The sequence below is a fragment of the Quisquiliibacterium sp. genome (assembly GCF_982640115.1).
On sequence record NZ_CEXFHW010000058.1, the window covers coordinates 1 to 20341 of the forward strand.

The following is a 20341-nucleotide window of genomic DNA, read 5'->3' on the forward strand; positions in this document are numbered from 1 at the left end:
GGCGAGGTTCTCGGCCAGGCTGAAGACCCGCGCATTGAGCGTGTCGCGGGCAAGCTCGTCGAGGCGGCGGGCAGTGCCGTCGGCATCGTCCTTGAGCAGCCGCGCCATGGCGTCGTTGATCTGGTAGCTGATCTGGCCATGCTCCTGGACCACGATCTCGATCATGTCCTTCATGTGACCCAGCGATGCCGACAGCAGATCGACCGCCGTCTTGGAGATGGCATGGCGGCGCGCGCATCGACGGGTCCAGGCGGCCGCGTCAAGGGGCTTGATGCCTGCGGCGTCCAGGCGGCTCATGAGGATGAGCAGGCTCGACACCGTCTCGAAGTCGGCCGCCGGGCTGCTGACGATGTCATCGAGCGCGCGCAGCCCCTCCTCGGCACGATTGCGATCGCCATTGAGCGCGTGCAGGCAGACTTCGGCGATGCGCACCATGGCGGCATAGCGAAAGACCTCAGGCGCCTTGTCGCGCGCCATGGCCAGCACGCCTGCGTAGCGTTCGGCGTCCCGGACCAGTTGCGGGTTGCCCGCCGCCTTGGCTGCGGTGAGAAACATCAGCAGCATCACGGTCTGCGCGTCGAAGTCGCGATTGCCCTGGCTCAGCTTGTAGGCCTTGCTCAGCATGGTCTCGGCCTCGTCGGGGTCGCCCACCAGGAAGGCGAGCGAGCCGAGTTTCTGCAGGCGCATGACATTGGAGGGCGTGGCCTCGACCGCGCGTCGCAGCGTCTCCAGGGCCCGTCCGAGGTCGCCCTCCTCGAAGTAGACCCGGGCGAGCATGTCGTAGGCGTCCACATAGGCGCTCGATTCGCTGACCAGGGTCTCGAGCGATCCGCGGGCGCGCTCGGTGTCGCTCTCGGTGAGCGCCACCTGGGCCACGCCGAGCTTGGCCCAGGGCAGGGCCTTGGCCTCGAGGACCATGTCATACATCTGCTGCGCCTCCTTGTGGCGCTTCAGGTGCATGCTCAGTTCGGCGCCGATCCGCGCGGCGTCCAGCCAGAACGGATGCCGGTCGCGCACCATGATCTTGCAGCGGGTGAGCGCGTGCTCGAACGACTTTTCCTCGATGTTGGTCCAGATCGGCAGCAGGGCGATCTTCTTGTTCAGCGCCCGGTTGAGCCGCTCTTCCAGCGTGGACGGCTTGAAGGGCTTGAGCAGGTAGTCATCGGGCGCATTTTCGACCACCGAGGCGACGCGATCGTAGATGGCTTCGCCGGTGACCATGAAGAAGATGGTGTTGAAGGGCACCAGCCGCTTGGAGCGGATGTCGTCGAGCAGATCCTGACCGGTTTCAGCACCGCTGAAGTGGTACTCGCACAGGATCACGTCGTAGGTGTTTTCCTTCAGGTGCGAGCGGGCCTGCACGGGCCCGTGGACGGTCTTGACCTTGCCGATGCCGATGTCGCGAAGCACGCCCGAGACGGTCATGCGCGAGACATCCTTGTCGTCGATGATCAGCGCCTTCATGGCGCCGAAATCATCGTCCTGCGGCGCGCCGAAGGTGGCAGCGGCCGTGATTTTCGGTGGCGGCCTGGCGCCGGGCTTGGTGGTGGTGCTCACGACGGTCATGATGCCTCCGCGGTGTCCTGTCTGAAATCCATGGCCGGCCGAACTGCGGTTACGGCCCGATGATCGGGCGAGCGGTCCGGCTGGATGCCGGCGGGTCCGGCCGGGTGCCCTGTCGGGCGAGCGCCGGGCGGTCGGTTCATGCCAGCAGCGGCGAGCGTGTCCGCGCGCGCAGTGCCTGCGGCGCGATCGACTCGATCACGCCCTGCAGCTCCGAGGCCTGGATGGCACTGAGGTGCCGCCCGTGACGATCGAGCAGCCCCTCGGTAAGCTGGACGATCCGGGGGCTGCGGCTGTCGCGCAGCAGGGCCTCCAGCTGACGCGCGGCGCCCTCGATGTCGGCCTGCAGCAGCAGCGACATCGCCGCGCCGATCTCCTTCGCGAGTCGTTCATGCTCGGTTTCGATCAGCGCCGCCATGGCGGGTGAGTCCCGCGCCGCCAGGATCATGAGATTGGCGGCGATCCGGGTGCCGGCATGGCGCCTGGCCATGCGCCTGACCCAGTCAGCCGGGTCGCGGGGTGCCAGCTCGTGTGGGTCGAGACTGCGCATCAGCAACAGCAGGTACAGCGCGCAGGCGAGGTCGAATGCCGGACTCTCCAGTTGTCCGTCGAACGCCTGCAGGCTCGCTGCGGCCCTTGTCTTCTCCCCGTCCAGACACAGCAGCCGTACGGTGGCCATCTCGTTCAGGATCGCAAGCCGCGCGTCGTCGGGGTCGGCGGCCTGTGCCAGCGCCAGGCGATCGGCGTGGGCCCGCGCATCGACGCCGGCCATCGCCTCGTCGGCGGCATGCTCCGCTGAGACCAGGACCAGTGCGAGCAGGGTCTGCGGATCGATCAGGCGCTTGCCGCTGGCCAGGCGGGCCGCCTTGTCGAGCGTCTCGCGGGCCTCGTCGAGCTGGCCCAGGATGAACGCCAGCGATCCGAGACTCTGCAGCCTGATCAGGTCGGCCGGAATGGCGCTCACCCCGCGCCGCAGTGCATTGAGCGCTGCGCCGGGGTCGCCGTCCGCGAGGTAGCAGCGGGCCAGACGCTGATAGGTGTCGCCCGCGGCGGGACCGGCATCGTCGCTGTCCAGCGCCCGGCCTTCCTCGGCCTGGGCGGGACTGCTCACCGGCAGGCGTGCCCACGGCAGCGCCTGCTCCTCCTGCACCAGCTCGTACATGCCGTCGGCCTCCCGGTGCCGCTTGAGCGCGAGGTTGATCTCGGCGCTGATCCGGGCGGCGTCCAGCCAGAAGGGCCCGCGCTGGGCAATCAATGCCTCGCAGCGTGCGAGGGCCTCGTGGAAGGCCTCCTGTTCCAGGCTGGTCCAGATCGGCAGCAGCGCGGCCTTCTTGGCCAGCGCGCGGGTCAGTCGGGCCTCCAGCGTGGCGGCATTGACCGGCTTGAGCAGGTAGGCATCCAGCGCGGTCTCGACCACCGCCGCCACCCGTTCGTGGATGGCTTCACCGGTGAGCATCACCAGCAAGGTCGTGAAGGGCACCAGCCGGCGTGCCCGGATGTCTTCCAGCAGCTCGAGGCCGTTCTCGCTGAAGGAGAAGTGGTACTCGGTGAGGATCAGGTCGTAGGGCTGTACCCGCAACTGTCCGCGGGCCTCGTCGGGGCTGGACACTGCCTTGACCCGCGCAAGGCCCATCTGCCGCAGCGTGTGCGCGATGGCCACGCGCGAGACATCGCGTTCGTCGACCACCAGCGCACTGAGACGGCTGAATTCGCTCTCACCGGGACGGGCGAAGAGCGCGGGCTTGACGAGTCTGGGAGGGACCTGATCGAGAAGGGGCATGGGGGCGTCAGCGAGTGCCCCCGCACTCTAGGACGCCTGGCCTGCGGATGAATCAACGAATACCCGGCGCCCGTGCCGCCTATTTCGAGGGTGCCTGCTGCACGATGCGTTCGCGGACGAGGCGTTCGATCTCGGCCTCGGGCAGCCCGAGCACCGCGCGCAGGGTGGCCTCGGTATGCTCCCCCAGGCGCGGTGAGGGCGATCGGATGGCGCCTGGCGTTCGCGACAGCCGCACCGGCACGCCCACCACTTTCACCGGCCCGGCCCGCGGGTGCTCCATCTCGACCAGCGTGCCTCGTGCCTTGACCTGCGGGTGATCGACGAGCTGGGCGATGTCATTGATGGCGCCCACCGGCACCCCGGCCTCGAGCAGCACCGCCTCCCAGGCCTCGAAGCTGCGGGTGAGGAAGACCTGCTGCAGGATGTCGATCAGCACCGCGCGGTTCTGTGCGCGCTGCTGGTTGGTCCGGAATCGCGGGTCATCGGTGAGGTCGGGGCGGCCGATCACCGGGCAGAAGATCTTCCAGAGCTTCTCGCTGCCCACGGCGAGCGCAAGGTCGCGCGTCTGGGTGCGGAAGGTCTGGTAGGGCAGCAGGGCCTTATAGGCGGTGCCCATCGGCCGGGGCAGTTCCTTGTCGGCGAGATAACCGCTGATCATGATGTTGAGCAGCGACATCTGGCCTTCGAGCATCGACACATCGATGCGCTGGCCCTCGCCGGTCTTGTCCTTGACCCGAAGCGCCATGACGATGCCGAAGCCGGCGTACATGCCCGCGGTGAGATCGGCGATGGAGACGCCGCAGCGCACGCCATGGCCGCCTTCCTCGCCGGTGACGCTGATCATGCCGCTCTCGGCCTGAAGGATGAGATCGAGGGCAGCGCGTTCGCGATAGGGCCCATCCTGGCCGAAGCCGGAGACCGAGCAGTAGATGATGCCGGGGTTGCGCTCGCGGGCGCGCTCGTAGCCGAGCCCGAGCTTCTCGAGGGCGCCGGGGCGGAAGTTTTCGAGGACCACATCGGCCTTCTCCACCAGCTTGAAGAAGAGCTCCTTGCCTTCGGCGGTCTTCAGGTCGATGGAGATGCCCTGCTTGTTGCGGTGCAGACTCACGAAGTAGGAATTCTCGCCACCCGGCAGGGGCGACCCCCATGCCCTGGCGATGTCGCCCGCGCCGGGGGTCTCGAGCTTGATCACGCGGGCGCCGAAGTCGGCGAGCATGGTCGAGCAGTGCGGCCCGGCCAGTGCGTGTGAGAGGTCGAGCACGGTGACATCTTCAAGAGGCATCTTCATGGCGTGACGGTTCCGCAGGCAGGGGCCCGCCCCGGTGGCGGGGGTCGACCGATGTTACCCGCGGCCCGCGGCATCGGGCAGGGCGAGGGGCGCGCGATCGTGCCGTTATCATGCCGGGCGTGGCCGTGCCGACGGCCGTCCCTCGACCCCTTTCCCAAGGCATTTCCATGATCAACGACCAGGCCCTGGACGCCCTGTTTCGCGAGGCGCGCAGCGCCAATCGCTTCCTCGACCGTGCGGTCCCGGATGACACGCTGCGTCAGATCTACGAACTGATGAAGATGGGTCCCACCTCGGCCAACTGTCAGCCTGCGCGGCTGGTGTTCCTGCGCACCGCCCAGGCCAGGGAGCGTCTGCGCCCGGCGCTGTCGCAGGGCAACCTCGAGAAGACCCTGGCTGCCCCGGTGGTGGCCATCGTGGCCCATGACACCGAATTCCACGAGCACCTGCCGCGGGTATTCCCGCACAACCCGGGCGCGCGCTCCTGGTTCGAGGGCGAGGCCAACCGCGCTGCGCGTGAGGCTGGCGCGTTTCGCAACGGCTCGCTGCAGGGCGGCTTCCTGATCATGGCGGCCCGGGCGCTGGGCCTGGCCTGCGGTCCGATGTCCGGCTTCGACAATGCCAAGGTCGATGCCGAGTTCTTCCCGGGCGGGCGGGTGCGGTCCAACTTCCTGTGCAATCTCGGCTACATCGACCCGGCCGGCACCTTCGAGCGCAGCCCGCGGTTCGCATTCGACGAGGTCTGCCAGCTGCTCTGAACGCAGCCCGGCCTCAGCGGGCGGGCCACAGCGCCCAGGCTGTCCAGGGCGCGGCCACCAGCAGCGCCAGTCCGGGAGCTACCCGCAGCGCGAAGCGTCCGCCGCCCGAGACCCACGCGGCAACGAGCTTGCTCAGGCTGTTGGCGCTGAGCGCAAGCAGCATCAGCAGCGCCGCCTCGGCGGGCGGGTGCCTGCCCTGCGCCACCAGCGAGGCGCCCGAGGCCACGGCGGCATGCACATCGACGAAGCCGGCGAGCGTGGCGCCCAGCCGTGCCGCGGCGGTGCCAAGGTGCGCGTTGACCCAGGCCAGCACCCAGGTGATGCCGGTGAGCAGCACCGCAAAGGCCAGGGAGCGCGGCAGGTCGAACACCCGGCCCGATGGGCTTGCGGCCGGGGCCGCGCCGCGGGTGCGCCACAGTCCGGGAATCGCGGCCGACAGGGCGCCGGTGGCGGCCGCGGCCAGCAGCGGGGTGATTGCCGACAGGGTGGGCGGCGAGATCGTGGCGCAGACCAGCGCGATCTGGATGACGGTGGCCAGGTTCGACAGCAGCGCGCCGCTGGCGCAGGCGCCGCTGAGCTCAGGAGTGTGTCGCGCCCGCGCGCCCATCGCGGCGAAGGTGGCGGTGCTCGACACGAAACCGGCGGCCAGGCCCGAGAGCGCCAGACCGGTGCGTGCGCCCAGCAGCCTGGACCCGATGTAGCCGGCCGCCTGCAGCGCGAGCAGCAGCAGCACCAGTTGCCACAGCGCGCGCGGGTTGAGTCCGGGCAGCCACGACGGCGCCTGGGCGGGCAGCAGCGGCAGCACCACCAGGGCCGCGCCTGCGAGCACCAGGGCATCGTGCAGCTCGGCCTCGGTCAGCACCTCGGTGGCGAAGCGGTGCAGTCGCGAGCGGGCGGCCAGCAGCACCGCGACGATCACCGCGGCGGCGCCGGCCAGCAAGGGGTCGCTGGCGGCGATCACGCCGAGCAGGAAGGTGACGAAGAGCGACAGCGCGGTGGTGATGCCGGGGTCGCGACGCGGGTGGCGCCACTGGTGGATCGCGGTCAGCGCCACCAGCAGCGCGGCGCCTGCCGCCACCAGCAGCGGCTGCGCCAGCAACTGGGCGATCGCGCCCGCCAGCGCCGCCATGCTGAAGGTGCGCACGCCGGCGGGCGCCCGCGCCGGGCCGCTGCCCTTGCGTCGCTCGCGCTCGATGCCGATCAGCAGCCCGCAGCCCAGGGCCACGGCCAGGTTCAGCCACGGCGTCGGCATGGATGTCATGACCCGAGTGTAGCGGGCGCGCCGGCATTCCATCACAGCCGTCCGCGCAGGCAAGCCATAGCATCCCAGGGGTGAAAAAGGATCGCCGCCCATGACCGCCGGCGCGCCCGGTGGCGCGGCCGACCCGCTGCTCGATCAGGCGGTGCAGCGGCTGGCCCACACCCTGGAGCGCTCGCTGCTCGGGGTGTGCGCCGAGGTTGCGGGCGATCTGGAAGGCGCGGCCGCCTTCGAGGCCAGTGCCCGTGACCGGCAGGCCCTGCTGGCAGCCGCCGGACTGCTGCGCCTGCAGAGCGCCGATCGGGTCACCCGGGCCGCGCGCGGACTCTCCGACCGGGCCGCCCGATGCCTGGCCTACGCGGCGAGCGAGATCGATGCCGAACGGGTGCTCAGCCTGCTGCAGGAGGATGACGCCGGCCAGCAGGTGCTGGTGGGCGATGTGGCCAGGGCGGTGAGGGCGATCGTCGGGGCCGATTACCTCTCGCTCATGGACCGGGTTCACGCCCTCTGGCCGGCGGCCTGGCCGGATGACGACCTCAACCCGCTCGGCGCGCGCATGCTGGCGTCGGCCGCTGTCGGTGCGCTCGAGCCGGCGTCGGGCGCGGTCGAGCCGGTGCCCTCCCAGATGCGGCGCTCGGTGCTGCGCCGGCTGCCCGCGGTACTGGCGCTCGCCCTGGAGGACATCGCCCGCTGGCTCGCCGATCCGGGCGGGCGCCTGTCCGGTCGCAGGCGCGATCCGCCCAGCGCAGCGTCAGGCCGGCCGGCGATCAGCCCCGGGGGTCGCGCCCTGGATGCCAGCCAGCACGCCGCCGATGCGGCCCGGCTGCTGGGATCATCGTCGCTGGCCGCCGCCGGACCGCTGCCGCTGCCGGCGCTGCCCACGCTGCAGCCGGTGGTCGAGCTCGAGCGCGATGCGCTGGCTTTCGCGCATGCCATCGGCGTGCCTCCGCACAGCCGGCAGGCCCGCGAGCGCTTCTTCGCCAACGCGAGGGCGCGCCTGCGCGAGGTGGGTGTTGCGCCGCCTCAGCTCGCCGTGGTGGATGTGGTCGCCGCGCTGTTCGACTACCTGATCGACGATCAGCGCCTGCCCGAGATCGCCCGCGCCATGCTCTGGCGACTGCAGCAACCGGCCCTGGCCCTCGCCTTGATGGACCCTGGCTACCTGGGTGACGAGCCGCGCTCGCTGCGACGGCTGCTGGAAAATCTGGGTGCGCTGGTGGCGGCCTATGGCGACCAGCTCGAACGCGGCGGGGAGCTCCATCGCCGGCTCGAGACCGTGGTGCGCGCGGTCGAGATCGTCGCCGGTGCCCTGCAGTCACGGGCCTTCGTGATGGCCAGGCAGGTCGAGCGCGAGTACGCCCGGGCGGCGCGCCATGTCACCCAGCTGGTTGAAAGACTGCAGCGCGACGCTGCCGCCCGCCAGCCGCCGGCCCCGGTCGGTCGCAACCGCCGCGACTATCGTCGGCGCCCGTCCGCGCAGCGCGAGCAGGAACTCACCGTGCGGCTCTCGGTGATGATCGGCGAGCGGCTGGAGCGGCACCAGGTGCCGGCGTCGGTGAGGGAGTTCCTGCTCACCGTATGGCTGCGGCAGCTGCGAACCACGGCCCTGCGCGACGGCGAGGAGAGCGGCCAGTTCAAGGTCGCCCTGCAGGTGGTCGATGATCTGCTCTGGAGTCTTGACCCGGCTTCGCGCAGCGCCGACGGCCGCGAATTCGCCGCACGCATTCCCCCGCTGATCCGCTTGCTCACCGAAGGGGTGCGCGAGGTCGGTATGGCCAGCGACGAGCTCAAGCCCTTTCTCGACGAACTCTTCCTCGTGCACCTGCGGCGCATGCAGGGGGACTCGCGCGATGCGCCCGCGCCATCCGCAGTTCCGACCCCGGCCGCAGCCCCGACCCCGGCCGCAGCCCCGCCCCCGGCCCCGACACCAGCCGCAGCCCCGACACCTCCGCCCACGCTTACCGATCGGCGCGCGCCCGGCGAACGACTGCCGCCGATCCGACCCGCGCGCCGGCGCGAGGATCGGCAGGGGCGCGACGGTGAGGGCGATCCTTCCGCCCAGGCAAGACTTCGGCAGGTGCTGTCCTCGCTCGATCTGGCCGACCTGCCTGCGCGGCCTGCCGCCGTGCCCGATGCCGGCGCCGATCCGGTGTCCCGACTGCGCCGTGGCGACTGGCTGCGGCTGACCGCGTCCGATCGCGGTGATGCCTACGCCAAGGTCGCGTGGATCAACGACAGCCGGACCGTGCTGCTGCTGGTGCGCCATCCCGACCGGCGAGCCCAGTCGATGCGGGCGGTGGAGCTGGCTGCGCGCTTTGCCCGCGGCGAGGCCTTCCTCATCCAGCCGACGCGGGATCGTCCGCCGGAAAGCTGACCACATGGTCGGCGTCGAAACGGATGCCGATCCGTTCCCCCAGGGCATGGTTGTGGTGGCTGGGCACGAGCGCGAGCAGGCTGGCGCCACTGGGCAGCCGCAGCGTGTAGAGGAACTGCGCGCCGCGAAAGGCCTTGCGCACCACCTCCGCCTGCAGCGGGCTGGCGTCGTCGTGGATCACGTCATCGGGCCGCAGCAGGATCGAGATGTCACCGCTCAGGCTGGCGCTCGCACCGGCCAGGGCCTGGTCGCCACGATGGCGGATCGGCAGCACGCCGAGCTCGAACCGCACCTCGGCCTGCCCGTCGCGCTGGTGCAGCCGGCCCGGCAGGAAGGAACCCATGCCGACGAAGTCGGCGACCGCCCGCGAGTTCGGTCGGTGGTAGAGCCGGTAGGGGGTGTCCCACTGGGCGATCGCGCCATCCTGCATCACCCCGATCTGGTCGGCCATCGCGAAGGCCTCGTACTGATCGTGCGTGACCAGCAACGCGGTGGTGCCGGCCGCCAGCAGAATCTCGCGCAGCTCGACCGCCAGCCGCTCCCGCAGGTCGGGGTCCAGATTGGAGAAGGGCTCATCGAGCAGCAGCAGCCGAGGCGCCGGAGCGAGCGCGCGCGCGAGCGCCACCCGCTGCTGCTGGCCGCCGGAGAGTTCATGCGGATGCCGCCCGGCCACCGAGCCCAGGCCGACCAGTGCCAGCATGCGGGTGATGCGCTCCTGGCGCGCGGCGCCGCGGCCTTCCGGACCGCGCAGGCCGAAGCCCACATTCTCGGCGACCGTCAGGTGCGGGAACAGCGCGTAGTCCTGGAACACGATGCCCACGCCGCGGTTTTCCGGCTCGGTCCACTGGCCTGGCCCGACCAGGCAGCGGCCCTCGAGCAGCACCTCGCCCGCCTGCGGCCTGACGAAGCCGGCGATCGCCCGCAGCGCGGTGCTCTTGCCGCATCCCGACGCGCCGAGCAGGCAACCGATGCGCCCGGCGGGCAACGCGAAGCTCAGGCCATCGACCACCGGGGCTCGCGCCCCCTTCGGGTCATAGGACACCCGCAGGTCGCGTACCGTGAGCGCGGCCTGCCGGGACGCGGCAGAGATCGGAGGGGCGGGTTGGGCCGAATGCATATAATTCTCGTTCAGCCTGATTCTACCGAAGCGCCATCAACATCCCTCCTGTCATGCCTGCCGCGCTCCTGCGCGGTCTGATGCGCGCGTCCTCGGCCACGCTCGGGGTGCTGGCCATCCTGGGGGCGCTCATGACCGCTGCGCCCGTGCTGGTGCTGGCGGTCATCGCCGGGTCGTGGCAGGGTGGGTGGGAAACGCTCGCGCATCTCGCCGGCACCGTGCTGCCGGCGGCACTGCTCACCTCGCTCGGCCTCGCGCTGGTGGTTCTGGCCACAGTGCTGCTGCTGGGCGTGGGTTCGGCCTGGCTGGTGGCGGCCTATGAGTTTCCCGGCCGGCGCTGGCTGTCCTGGGCGCTGATCCTGCCGCTTGCGATGCCGGCCTTCGTGCTGGCCTACGCCTACACCGACTTCCTGGACACCTCCGGTCCGCTGCAGACCGGTCTGCGCGCGCTCACCGGCTGGCCGGTGAGGGGCTACTGGTTTCCCGAGATCCGCTCGGTGCCAGGTGCCGGGCTGTGTCTGGGTCTGGCGCTCTATCCCTATGTCTACATGCTCGCCCGCAGCGCCTTTGCCGAGCGGCCGGCGTCGCTTGCCGAGGCGGCGCGTTCGCTCGGTCTGTCGCCGCGGGCCACCTGGTGGCGGGTGGTCTGGCCGGTGGCGCGGCCGGCGGTGGCGGCAGGTTGCGCGCTGGTGCTCATGGAGACCCTGGCGGACTTCGGCACCGTCAGCTACTTCGGCGTCGACTCGCTGACCGCGGGCATCTACCGGGCGTGGCAGGGCATGGGCGATCGGGTCGCGGCGGCGCGTCTGGGGCTGGCCCTGCTGGTGCTGGTCGGGCTGATCGCCTGGCTGGAACGGCGGCAGCGGGCCCGCATGCGCTTCTCGGCACGGGCCGCGCGGCCGTCACCGCGCGAGGCGCTGCGCGGCTGGCGCGCATGGCGGGCGAGCCTGCTCGCCTTCATCCCGGTGGCGTTCGGGTTTCTGGTTCCCGTGGCGCTGCTGGTGCGGGCCTGGCTCGGGGCCGACGCACCGATCGATACCCGCCTGGGCGCGTGGTTGTGGCACTCCCTGCTGCTGGCCGGGCTGGCCACCGCACTGATCCTGCCGGTGGCCCTGGTCACCGCCTATGCCGCGCGCGTGGTCGGGGGCCGGGCGGTTGGCTGGGCGGTGAGCCTGGCCTGCGCCGGCTATGCGCTGCCCGGGGTGGTGATCGGCATCGGTCTGCTCGGCTGGGTTGGCCTGATCGATCGCTGGCTCGGCATGCTGCTGCTCGGCGGCACGGCTGCCGCCGTGGTCTATGCCTACGGCGTGCGGTTCTTCTCCATCGGCTATCAGGGCATCGAGTCGGCCCTGGCGCGGATCAGCCCGGCCATGGATCAGAGCGCCCGCAGTCTGGGTGCGGCGCCGCTGGAAGTGCTGGCGCGTGTGCACTGGCCGCTGCTCAGGCCAAGCCTGGCCGCGGCCGGACTGCTGGTCGCGGTGGACTGCCTGAAGGAGCTGCCGGCCACCCTGGTTCTGAGGCCCTTCGATTTCGACACGCTGGCGGTCGCCGCCTACCACTTTGCTGCCGACGAGCGCCTGGCGCAGGCTGCGGTACCGTCGCTGCTGATCGTGCTTGCGGGGTTGCTGCCGGTGCTGCTGCTTTCACGGGCCTCGGGTGGGTCGGCAGCGGCCGCTCATGGCTGAGCGGCAGGGTGTGCCCCATCTGGCGAGCGTGCGGCCTCCAGACGGCTTGCCCGGCAAGCATCGCTGCGTTCTGCTATAGTGTGAGGCTTGCAGGCGCGTAGCTCAGCTGGTTAGAGCACCACCTTGACATGGTGGGGGTCGTTGGTTCGAGTCCAATCGCGCCTACCAGGATGCATCCGGCTCGGGCCCGGCGGTTCACAAGACTGTCGGGCCCGTTGTCTTTTCTGCCGCGGCCTTCTGCCTCGGCCTCGCTCAGGCGGCCCTGGGCCGCCGCAGCCACACCGCCAGCGGCCAGAGCACCGCCGCCAGGGTCATGGCCGCCAGCACCGCCGCCACCGGCCGTGAGACGAAGGGCAGCAGGCTGCCGTCGGACTTGATCAGCGAGGTCACGAAGTTCTGTTCGACCATGGTGCCCATCACCGCGCCGAGCACCAGTGCGGCCACCGGGTAGCCATTGCGGTCCATGAAGTAGCCGATCAGCCCGAACACCGCCACCGTGAAGACCAGGGCCAGGTTGTTGCCGGTGGCAAACGAGCCCACCGCGCAGAGCAGGATGATCACCGGCATGACCAGCGCGCGCGGCACGAACAGGATGTAGCGCGCCGAGCGGATCATCAGGATGCCCAGCGGGATCATGATCAGGTTGGCCAGGATGAACACGATGTACAGCGCGTACATGCTCGAGGCCTTCTCGGTGAACAGGGTCGGTCCCGGATTCAGGCCCTTCATGTAGAGCACGCCGATCGCGATCGCGGTGATCGTGTCGCCCGGTATGCCGAACAGCAGCGAGGGCACCCACCCCGAGGCGAGGCTGGCGTTGTTGCTGGCGCCGGCCTCGATCAGGCCTTCCGGATGGCCGGTGCCGAACTTCTCGGGCGTCTTCGAAAAGCGCTTGGACATCGCGTAGCTGATCCACGCCGCCATGTCGGCGCCGGCGCCAGGCAGCACCCCGATGATGATGCCCACGATGTTGCCGCGAACCTGCTGGCGCGGATGGGCCTTGGTCAGGGCCCATTGTCCGGCGAGGATGCTGCCGAAGCGGCGCGGGGGCGCGACCACCACCGGCTGCGCGGTGAAGGCCCGCATCACCTCCGAGACCGCGAACACGCCCACCAGCACCGGGATGATCTCGATGCCGCCGAGCAGATCGGGCAAGCCGAAGGTGAAGCGCTGGGCGCCAGCCGGGTTCTCGATGCCCACGCAGGTGATCAGCAGACCGAGGAACATCGATGCGATCGCCTTGACCGGCGAGGAACGCGCCACCATGGTCGCGCACATCAGCCCGAGCAGCGCCAGCCAGAAATACTCGAAGGTCGAGAAGCGGAAGGCCATCTCGGCCAGTGCGGGCGCCATCACGATCAGCGACAGCGTGCCGATGATGCCGCCGATTGCCGAGAACCACAGGCAGATGCCCAGGGCGAGTTCGGGCTGGCCCTTGCGGGTCATCGCGAAGGCCTCGTCGGTGTAGGCCGCTGACGCCGGCGTGCCGGGAATGCGCAGCAGGCAGCCGGGGATGTCGCCCGAGAAGATCGCCATCGCCGAGGCGGCGATGATCGCCGAGACCGCGGCGATCGGCGACATGTAGAAGGTGACCGGCACCAGCAGCGCGGTGGCCATGGTGGCCGACAGGCCGGGCAGCGATCCGACCACCAGACCATAGATCGAAGCCAGCAGGATGGTGAGCAGCACATCGAACTGCATCACCATCTGGAAACCCTGCATCAGCGTGGTCATGCTCAGACCCAGGGCAGGCCGAGCAGGCCCGCCGGCAAGGGCACCCGCAGCAGCTTGTAGAACACCAGATGCACCAGGGGCGGCGCAAGCAGCGCGAGCAGCAGACTGCCGCGCCAGCGCGCGCCCTGGGCGCGGGCCAGCACCAGCACCATCAGGGTGGCGGTCGGCCAGAAGCCGAGCCGCTCCGAGGCGACGTAGTAGAAGAAGAGCATGGCCGGCGGCAGCACCGCCTTCCAGGCGCCCGTGCCGGTTGCCGATGCGCGGCCGAGGCCGTCTGCGGTGGCCTCGGCGAGCTCGCCGGTCTCGCTCGCCACGATGCGTTCTTCCTCCTCGAAGCTGCGGCCCACGCCCCCCAGGATCAGCAGGCCGCACAGCATCAGCCCGATGCCGATCACCGTGGGGAACACGCCCGGTCCGATCTGCTGACCCGGCACCGGCGCCAGCTGGTACGCGCCCCAGCAGGTGATCGCCCCGAGCGCCAGCAGCAGAGCGCCGCTGGTGCGATCGGAGACCTTCATAGCGGCCTCTCTACTTGGCCAGTCCGGCGGCCTTCATGGCCGTGCCCATGGCGGCGTCACCGGCAGCCATGAACTTTGTGAAGCCCGCCGGATCGGCCCAGCGCACGCCGAAGCCGCGATTGCTCATGAAGTCGCGGAACTCCTTGGACTCGTTGGCCTTCTTCAGCGCGGCCACCACCCGGGTGACCACGTCGGCCGGCAGGCCGCGCGGGCCGGCGATGCCGCGCCAGGCGCCCACCGAGTAATCGACGCCGGCACCTTCCTTGAGCGTGGGCACGGTGCTGAACACCGGGTTGCGCTCCGAGGCCATGATCGCGAGGCTGCGCGCCTTGCCCGCCTCGACCAGGGCCCGCGACTCGGGCAGCGAGCAGGTGACCAGATCGAGGCCGTTGGCGGCGAGGTCCTGCATGGCGGGCCCGGCGCCATTGGACGGCACCCAGGCGACATGGTCGGGCTTCAGGCCCATGGCCTGCAGCCAGCCGATCAGGGCCAGGTGCCAGATGCCGCCTTGCCCGGTGCCCGAGGCCTTGAGCTTGCCGGGGGGCGCCGCCTTGATGGCATCGGCCAGCGCCTTGATGTTCTGGTACGGCGAGTTGGCCGCAACCGTGACCCCCGGCGGATCCTCGTTCATGAGGGCGAGCGGGGTGTAGCTGGTGGGGTTGAGCTCGGTGAGCTTCTGCCAGTGCATCATCGAGATCTCGACCGTGATCATGCCCAGGGTGTAGCCATCGGCCGGCGCGGTGGCGATCGCCGAGTGGCCGACCACCCCGGAGCCGCCGGTACGGTTCACCACATTGAAGGGCTGGCCGAGGTCTTTCTCCAGCAGGTTGGCGATGATCCGCGCGGTGGCGTCGGTGCCGCCGCCCGCACCCCAGGGGCAAACGATGGTGACGGGCCGGTTCGGCCAGGTGTTCTGGGCGCGCGCGGCGCGAGGTATCAGAGCGCTGGCACCCAGGGCGCCGGCGCCGGCAAGCACCTGGCGGCGCTGTTCAGAGGTCTTCATGAGGGTCTCCTCCCGGCTTGGTTCTTGTGGGCTTCAAGGCGGGCGCTGCGCGAGCGCAGGGCAGCGGGCGGACCGCCTCGGAGTGGACACTACGCCGCCGGCACGGCCGGGGGCAACCCGTGCCCCGGCGCGGGCCGATCGAATGGAATCCCGGCCGCGCGCGGCTCAGGCGCCGGGTGATACGCCCAGGATCTGCAGCCGCTCACGCACCTTCCCGAGCAGGGCGTCATCGCCGCGGCGGGCGTGGATGGCGGCGAGGTTGTTGAGCATCCGGATCAGGATCTGCCGCGATGAAGCCGGGTGCAGAAGCCGCTCGGGCGGCACGCCGAAGGGCGCAGCCCGGCGTGCGAGTTCGTCTCGATCGAGGCTGGCGCCGGTGAAGGGATCGATCACCGCCATGCCCTCGTGAAGATTCACCCGGACCAGGAAGTGTCCGGGGAAGGCGACGCCGTCGGCCTCCAGGCCCACCTGTCGGGCGAGTTCGGTGAACAGCACCGCCAGGCTGATCGGGATGCCGCTGCGGGTCTCCAGGACCCGGTGCAGGTAACTGTTGTCGGGGTCGTAGTAGTCGCGGCGGTTGCCGGCAAAGCCCTGGGTCACATGAAAGAAGTGCAGGGCGCGCTGCAGGCGCGCGGGCTCGGTGCTCGCCTGGCGGCAGGCCTGCGCCATGTCGCGGGCGAGGCGGTCGAACGCGGCAAGGCAGTCCTGCAGGTTCAGGTTGGGATGGGCGTCCAGGGCGAGCGATGCCGCGGCCTCGAGCAGCGGGATGTCACTGCCCTCGGCGCCGCCGACCAGCAGGCGGAAGTACTCGAGCGGCGAGACAGGCTGGTACATGCGATGGATCCGCGGGTGGGAGCGGCGGCCTGGCGGGGCGTGTGCGCTGCGGGCCGCCGACCGGCTCAGGCGCGGCCTGGCGCGGCGGTGCTGCCGGGGGCAGGCCGGCCCGCCGGAAAGCAGGGCTGGTCGCGATCGACCCAGGCCCACGGTGCCGCGCTCGCCGTCCAGATGCTGGCGGCCAGCGCCATGCCCTCCTGCCGATCCAGGCTGCCCACCTTGAGGATGATCTGCCGGGTGTCATCGCCATGACGGGTGAGGATCGGGCTGCCGCAATCGGCGCAGAAGTGCCGCTCGAGCAGGCGACCGCTGTCGGCGGCGCGGGCGAACACCCGTGTGGCGCCCCGTACCAGCCGGAAGGCCGATGCCGGCACCCGGGCGTTGATGCTCGCTGCCGTGCCGGTGGCGCGCCGGCAATCGGCGCAGTAGCAGGCCACGATCGCGCTCACCGGCACGGCCAGTTCATAGCGCACTGCGCCGCACAGGCAGCCACCGGTCAGCGGGGCGGACTCGGCGGTGTCGGCCTGCGGGCCGGCGGGACGGGCATCGATGCTCATGCATGTCTCGGTGAATGCGGCCTTCGCGCCGCTCGGGAGGGCAGTGTAAGGCCTTCCGCTCCATCGACCTCGCGCCGATCCCGGGCGTGATCGGCTCGTATGATCTCCCCTCCTTTCATCGCACCGTTCGAGGTCCTCATGCTGCTCGATGTCCGAACCTACACCTGCCGCCCCGGCATGATCCGCCGCCACCTGGCGCTCTACGAGCAGCTCGGCAAGGGCCCGCAGACCCGCCATCTCGGCCAGCCGCTGGCGTTTCTCACCACCGAGACCGGCAATGTGAATCAGTACATGCACATCTGGATGTACGAGAACGCCGCCGATCGCGAGCGGCGCCGCGCCGCGATGTGGGCCGATCCGGAATGGATCGCCTACACCGAAGAGAGCGCCAAGCTCGGCGCGCTGCACAGCCAGGAGAACCGGCTGATGTCGCCGGTGTCTTTCTTCCCTCTGGCTGCCGGCGCATCCCGCTAGCTTGACCCGGCCTTCGGGCCTGCCGCATCATCGCGGTCTGCGCGGGCCGGATCGGGCTCGCCACCTGCTCGCAACCCCAGCCCATCATGGTTATGACACCGCTGACTACCCGGCCGGAGCCTCACCGCTAGGTCGTTGCCGGCTGTCTGCTTCAGCTGAAACGCGCGGCCACAGGCCGCGTTTTTTTTGCCCGCGTCCGCCAACCCCGCTGGCTGGGAGGCGGCGCGCCGAACCCAGGAGTGTTCCCATGCCCAACATCACCCTTCCCGACGGCTCGGTGCGCCCGTACCCCGGTCCGGTCACGGTGGCCGAGGTTGCCCGCTCGATCGGGCCCGGCCTGGCCAAGGCGGCGCTGGCCGGCCGGCTCGATGGCGAACTGGTCGACACCAGCGCGCGCATCGAGCGCGACGCCCAGCTCGCCATCATCACCGAGCGCGACGATGCCGGCCTGGAGATCATCCGCCACTCCACCGCCCACCTGCTGGCCTACGCGGTGAAGGAGCTCTTTCCCGAGGCGCAGGTCACCATCGGCCCGGTCATCGAGAACGGCTTCTACTACGATTTCTCCTACACCCGCGCCTTCACGCCGGAAGACCTCGAACGCATCGAGGCCCGCATGCGCGAGCTCGCCGCGCGCGACGAGGCGGTGAACCGCGAGGTCTGGAACCGCGACGAGGCGGTGCGCTTTTTCGAGTCCATCGGCGAGCGCTACAAGGCCGAGATCATCGGCGCCATTCCGGCCGACCAGGCCATCTCGCTCTACCGCGAGGGCAGCTTCGTGGATCTGTGCCGCGGGCCGCATGTGCCCTCCACCGGCCGCCTGCGCGTCTTCAAGCTGATGAAGGTGGCCGGGGCCTACTGGCGCGGTGACTCGCGCAACGAGATGCTCCAGCGCATCTACGGCACCGCCTGGGCCAACCAGAAGGACCAGGACGCCTACCTGCACCGGCTGGAGGAGGCCGAGCGTCGTGATCATCGCCGCCTTGGCCGCGAGCTCGACCTCTTTCACATGCAGGAGGAGGCGCCCGGCCTGGTGTTCTGGCACCCCAAGGGCTGGACGGTCTGGCAGCAGGTGGAGCAGTACATGCGCCGGGTGTACCAGGACAGCGGCTATCAGGAGGTCAAGGGCCCGCAGATCCTTGACCGCTCGCTCTGGGAGCGCACCGGCCACTGGGAGAACTACCGCGAGAACATGTTCGTCACCGAGTCCGAGAACCGCATCTACGCGGTCAAGCCGATGAACTGCCCGGGCCATGTGCAGATCTTCCGCGCCGGGCTGCGCTCGTACCGCGAGCTGCCGCTGCGCTACGGCGAGTTCGGCCAGTGCCACCGCAACGAGCCCTCGGGCGCGCTGCACGGCATCCTGCGGGTGCGCGGCTTCACCCAGGATGACGGCCACATCTTCTGCACCGAGGACCAGATCCTGGCCGAGTGCGAGCACTTCACCGAGCAGCTGCAGCGGGTTTATGCCGACTTCGGCTTCACCGAGATCCTCTACAAGGTGGCCACACGGCCCGAGAAGCGGGTGGGCTCGGACGCCCTCTGGGACAAGGCCGAGCACGCCGTGATGGAGTCGCTGCGCCGCTCCGGCTGCGAGTTCGTGGTGGCGCCCGGCGACGGCGCCTTCTACGGCCCCAAGATCGAGTACACCCTGAAGGACGCGCTCGGCCGGCAGTGGCAGTGCGGCACCATGCAGGTGGACTTCAACACCGCCGAGCGGCTCGACGCCGAGTATGTGGCCGAGGACAACTCGCGCCGCCACCCGGTGATGCTGCACCGGGCCATCGTCGGCTCGCTCGAGCGTTTCATCGGCATCCTCATCGAGAACCACGCCGGGGCGCTGCCGATGTGGCTGAGCCCGCTGCAGGCGGTGGTCATGAACATCACCGAAGCCCAGGCCGACTACGCCCAGAGCGTTGTCCAGGCGCTGAAGAAACAAGGGTTTAGGGTGCAGGCCGATTTGCGCAACGAGAAGATCAACTATAAAATCCGAGAGTTTAGCCTGCAGAAAGTTCCGTACATCCTGGTTGTGGGAGACAAGGAGCGGCAGGCAGGCATGGTGGCAGTGCGTGCGCGTGGCGGAGCCGATCTGGGCGCCATGCCGCTTGATGGTTTCATCGAGCGGCTCTCCCAGGACATCGAGTCCCGTCGTGCCCAGCCGCTTCCGGCCACGCCGGTCTGAGCCGGGTCACCGCTGTACGGTGATCCCCAGGCCGCGCGGGGCAGGGGACCGGTGCGCCGCCGTTCTCATCCACTGACTGGAGGTCCAGACAATCGCTACCGAACGTTCGCATCGCATCAACGGCGAAATCACAGTGCCCGAGGTGCGGCTCATCGGGGTCGATAACGAGCCACTCGGTATCGTCGCTTTCCGGGATGCCATCCGCCTGGCGGAAGAGAAGGAGGTCGATCTCGTCGAGATCGCGCCCACCGCCTCACCGCCGGTCTGCCGCCTGATGGACTATGGCAAGTTCAAGTATCAGGAACAGAAGAAGGCCCACGAAGCCAAGCTCAAGCAGAAGATCATCCAGGTCAAGGAAGTGAAGTTCCGGCCTGGCACCGATGACGGCGACTACAACGTCAAGTTGCGCAATCTGGTCCGGTTCCTCGAGGAAGGCGACAAGGCCAAGATCACCCTGCGCTTCCGCGGTCGCGAGATGGCGCACCAGGAGTTCGGCGTGCGGCTGCTCGAGCGGGTGCGCACCGACCTCGATGCGGTCGGGCAGGTCGAGCAGATGCCCAGGCTGGAAGGCCGGCAGATGGTCATGATCATCGCGCCGCGCAAGAAGAAGTGAACATCGGGCCGCGCCCACCCGCGCGGCCCTGCAGCACCAGCCGCCTTGCGGGGCGGCCGGGGTCCGGCCTCAGGCCGGGCCGACACAAGCCGAGCGGGTTCAGCAAGTTCCGGCGTCAGCAGCCGGACACCTGTCAAGGCAACCAAGAAGGAAGCCAGGGGTTCCCATGCCCAAGATGAAGACGAAGAAGAGCGCTGCGAAGCGCTTCAGGGTGCGTGCCGGCGGCAGCATCAAGCGGGGTCAGGCGTTCAAGCGCCACATCCTCACCAAGAAGACCACCAAGACCAAGCGTCAGTTGCGTGGCTCGGCCGGCGTTCATGAGACGAACGTCGATTCCGTGCGCGCCATGATGCCTTACGCCTGAGGAGCTGAACCATGCCCAGAGTCAAGCGTGGCGTCACCGCCCGGGCCCGTCACAAGAAGGTTCTTGCCCTCGCCAAGGGCTATCGCGGCCGTCGCAGCAAGGTCTTCCGGATCGCCAAGCAGGCGGTCATGCGGGCCGGGCAGTACGCGTATCGCGACCGTCGCAACAAGAAGCGGGTGTTCCGTTCGCTCTGGATCGCGCGCATCAACGCCGCGGCCCGTGAGCACGGCATCAACTAC

At 69.8% G+C, this 20341-nt stretch carries 18 protein-coding genes and 1 tRNA gene; 9 read left to right on the top strand and 10 right to left on the bottom strand.

Going from position 1 to position 20341, the window contains the following annotated elements; genetic code table 11:
* The 3 genes from AC2H6A_RS08565 to AC2H6A_RS08575 all read right to left on the bottom strand — a co-directional run.
* Positions 1 to 1566, bottom strand: a 1566-nt coding sequence (locus AC2H6A_RS08565) for a response regulator (RefSeq protein ID WP_484272744.1), incomplete at its 3' end; no start/stop codon positions are given.
* 136 nt (positions 1567 to 1702) lie between these two features.
* Positions 1703 to 3343: a response regulator gene (locus tag AC2H6A_RS08570; protein WP_484272745.1), complete on the bottom strand. Its 1641-nt coding sequence runs from the start codon at positions 3341 to 3343 to the stop codon at positions 1703 to 1705.
* A gap of 79 nt (positions 3344 to 3422) precedes the next feature.
* Positions 3423 to 4631, bottom strand: coding sequence for a CaiB/BaiF CoA transferase family protein (locus AC2H6A_RS08575; protein WP_484272746.1), 1209 nt, complete (start codon positions 4629 to 4631; stop codon positions 3423 to 3425).
* 167 nt (positions 4632 to 4798) lie between these two features.
* Between AC2H6A_RS08575 and AC2H6A_RS08580 the strand changes: the two genes are divergently transcribed.
* On the top strand, positions 4799 to 5389 hold the full coding sequence (locus AC2H6A_RS08580) for a malonic semialdehyde reductase (RefSeq protein WP_484272747.1): 591 nt from the start codon (positions 4799 to 4801) through the stop codon (positions 5387 to 5389).
* Positions 5390 to 5402: 13 nt separating this feature from the next.
* Here the strand turns inward: AC2H6A_RS08580 and AC2H6A_RS08585 are convergent, their stop codons facing one another.
* Positions 5403 to 6650 (bottom strand): MgtC/SapB family protein, encoded by a 1248-nt coding sequence (locus AC2H6A_RS08585; RefSeq protein WP_484272748.1) that lies wholly within the window; start codon positions 6648 to 6650, stop codon positions 5403 to 5405.
* 91 nt (positions 6651 to 6741) lie between these two features.
* Here AC2H6A_RS08585 and AC2H6A_RS08590 point away from each other — a divergent pair, with 91 nt between their 5' ends.
* Positions 6742 to 9021, top strand: coding sequence for a DUF1631 family protein (locus AC2H6A_RS08590; RefSeq protein WP_484272749.1), 2280 nt, complete (start codon positions 6742 to 6744; stop codon positions 9019 to 9021).
* Here the strand turns inward: AC2H6A_RS08590 and AC2H6A_RS08595 are convergent.
* Positions 8984 to 10138 carry an ABC transporter ATP-binding protein gene (locus AC2H6A_RS08595; protein ID WP_484272750.1) on the bottom strand — a complete coding sequence of 385 codons (1155 nt, stop codon included), beginning with the start codon at positions 10136 to 10138 and terminating at the stop codon, positions 8984 to 8986. The two genes, AC2H6A_RS08590 and AC2H6A_RS08595, sit on opposite strands and share 38 nt — an antisense overlap.
* A 53-nt stretch (positions 10139 to 10191) precedes the next feature.
* Here AC2H6A_RS08595 and AC2H6A_RS08600 point away from each other — a divergent pair, with 53 nt between their 5' ends.
* The gene (locus AC2H6A_RS08600; protein WP_484272751.1) at positions 10192 to 11823 is read left to right on the top strand and encodes an ABC transporter permease; all 1632 of its coding nucleotides are present in this window, start codon (positions 10192 to 10194) and stop codon (positions 11821 to 11823) included.
* A gap of 91 nt (positions 11824 to 11914) precedes the next feature.
* Positions 11915 to 11991 (top strand) — tRNA-Val (locus AC2H6A_RS08605).
* A gap of 84 nt (positions 11992 to 12075) precedes the next feature.
* Here the strand turns inward: AC2H6A_RS08605 and AC2H6A_RS08610 are convergent.
* The 5 genes from AC2H6A_RS08610 to AC2H6A_RS08630 all read right to left on the bottom strand — a co-directional run bounded on the left by AC2H6A_RS08610 (position 12076) and on the right by AC2H6A_RS08630 (position 16469).
* A complete protein-coding gene (locus AC2H6A_RS08610; protein ID WP_484272752.1) occupies positions 12076 to 13557 on the bottom strand; it encodes a tripartite tricarboxylate transporter permease in 1482 nt (493 codons plus the stop codon).
* Between the two features lie 2 nt (positions 13558 to 13559).
* Complete coding sequence (locus AC2H6A_RS08615; protein WP_484272753.1) at positions 13560 to 14075, bottom strand: tripartite tricarboxylate transporter TctB family protein; 516 nt, start codon at positions 14073 to 14075, stop codon at positions 13560 to 13562.
* A 10-nt stretch (positions 14076 to 14085) separates the two neighbouring features.
* A complete protein-coding gene (locus AC2H6A_RS08620) occupies positions 14086 to 15078 on the bottom strand; it encodes a tripartite tricarboxylate transporter substrate binding protein (protein WP_484272754.1) in 993 nt (330 codons plus the stop codon).
* Positions 15079 to 15243: 165 nt separating this feature from the next.
* Positions 15244 to 15912 carry a SirB1 family protein gene (locus AC2H6A_RS08625; protein WP_484272755.1) on the bottom strand — a complete coding sequence of 223 codons (669 nt, stop codon included), beginning with the start codon at positions 15910 to 15912 and terminating at the stop codon, positions 15244 to 15246.
* A gap of 65 nt (positions 15913 to 15977) precedes the next feature.
* Positions 15978 to 16469, bottom strand: coding sequence for a GFA family protein (locus AC2H6A_RS08630; protein ID WP_484272756.1), 492 nt, complete (start codon positions 16467 to 16469; stop codon positions 15978 to 15980).
* 99 nt (positions 16470 to 16568) lie between these two features.
* Between AC2H6A_RS08630 and AC2H6A_RS08635 the strand changes: the two genes are divergently transcribed.
* From AC2H6A_RS08635 to rplT, 5 genes are all read left to right on the top strand, one after another.
* A complete protein-coding gene (locus tag AC2H6A_RS08635; protein ID WP_484272757.1) occupies positions 16569 to 16943 on the top strand; it encodes an NIPSNAP family protein in 375 nt (124 codons plus the stop codon).
* Between the two features lie 247 nt (positions 16944 to 17190).
* Positions 17191 to 19125, top strand: a complete 1935-nt coding sequence (thrS, locus tag AC2H6A_RS08640) for a threonine--tRNA ligase (RefSeq protein WP_484272758.1) — start codon at positions 17191 to 17193, stop codon at positions 19123 to 19125.
* Between the two features lie 76 nt (positions 19126 to 19201).
* On the top strand, positions 19202 to 19738 hold the full coding sequence (gene infC, locus AC2H6A_RS08645) for a translation initiation factor IF-3 (protein WP_484272761.1): 537 nt from the start codon (positions 19202 to 19204) through the stop codon (positions 19736 to 19738).
* A gap of 166 nt (positions 19739 to 19904) precedes the next feature.
* A complete protein-coding gene (gene rpmI, locus AC2H6A_RS08650; RefSeq protein WP_484272759.1) occupies positions 19905 to 20102 on the top strand; it encodes a 50S ribosomal protein L35 in 198 nt (65 codons plus the stop codon).
* Positions 20103 to 20113: 11 nt separating this feature from the next.
* Positions 20114 to 20341: 50S ribosomal protein L20 (gene rplT / locus AC2H6A_RS08655; RefSeq protein ID WP_484272760.1), on the top strand; the 228-nt coding region annotated here is incomplete at its 3' end.

Coding starts and splice junctions, on each gene's coding strand:
- thrS (WP_484272758.1), top strand. CDS start 17,191: ATGCCCAACATCACCCTTCCCGACGGCTCGGTGCGCCCGTACCCCGGT.
- AC2H6A_RS08590 (WP_484272749.1), top strand. CDS start 6,742: ATGACCGCCGGCGCGCCCGGTGGCGCGGCCGACCCGCTGCTCGATCAG.
- AC2H6A_RS08570 (WP_484272745.1), bottom strand. CDS start 3,343: ATGCCCCTTCTCGATCAGGTCCCTCCCAGACTCGTCAAGCCCGCGCTC.
- AC2H6A_RS08585 (WP_484272748.1), bottom strand. CDS start 6,650: ATGACATCCATGCCGACGCCGTGGCTGAACCTGGCCGTGGCCCTGGGC.
- AC2H6A_RS08620 (WP_484272754.1), bottom strand. CDS start 15,078: ATGAAGACCTCTGAACAGCGCCGCCAGGTGCTTGCCGGCGCCGGCGCC.
- AC2H6A_RS08580 (WP_484272747.1), top strand. CDS start 4,799: ATGATCAACGACCAGGCCCTGGACGCCCTGTTTCGCGAGGCGCGCAGC.
- AC2H6A_RS08600 (WP_484272751.1), top strand. CDS start 10,192: ATGCCTGCCGCGCTCCTGCGCGGTCTGATGCGCGCGTCCTCGGCCACG.
- AC2H6A_RS08575 (WP_484272746.1), bottom strand. CDS start 4,631: ATGAAGATGCCTCTTGAAGATGTCACCGTGCTCGACCTCTCACACGCA.
- AC2H6A_RS08635 (WP_484272757.1), top strand. CDS start 16,569: ATGATCTCCCCTCCTTTCATCGCACCGTTCGAGGTCCTCATGCTGCTC.
- AC2H6A_RS08615 (WP_484272753.1), bottom strand. CDS start 14,075: ATGAAGGTCTCCGATCGCACCAGCGGCGCTCTGCTGCTGGCGCTCGGG.
- AC2H6A_RS08610 (WP_484272752.1), bottom strand. CDS start 13,557: ATGACCACGCTGATGCAGGGTTTCCAGATGGTGATGCAGTTCGATGTG.
- rpmI (WP_484272759.1), top strand. CDS start 19,905: ATGCCCAAGATGAAGACGAAGAAGAGCGCTGCGAAGCGCTTCAGGGTG.
- AC2H6A_RS08595 (WP_484272750.1), bottom strand. CDS start 10,138: ATGCATTCGGCCCAACCCGCCCCTCCGATCTCTGCCGCGTCCCGGCAG.
- AC2H6A_RS08625 (WP_484272755.1), bottom strand. CDS start 15,912: ATGTACCAGCCTGTCTCGCCGCTCGAGTACTTCCGCCTGCTGGTCGGC.
- AC2H6A_RS08630 (WP_484272756.1), bottom strand. CDS start 16,469: ATGAGCATCGATGCCCGTCCCGCCGGCCCGCAGGCCGACACCGCCGAG.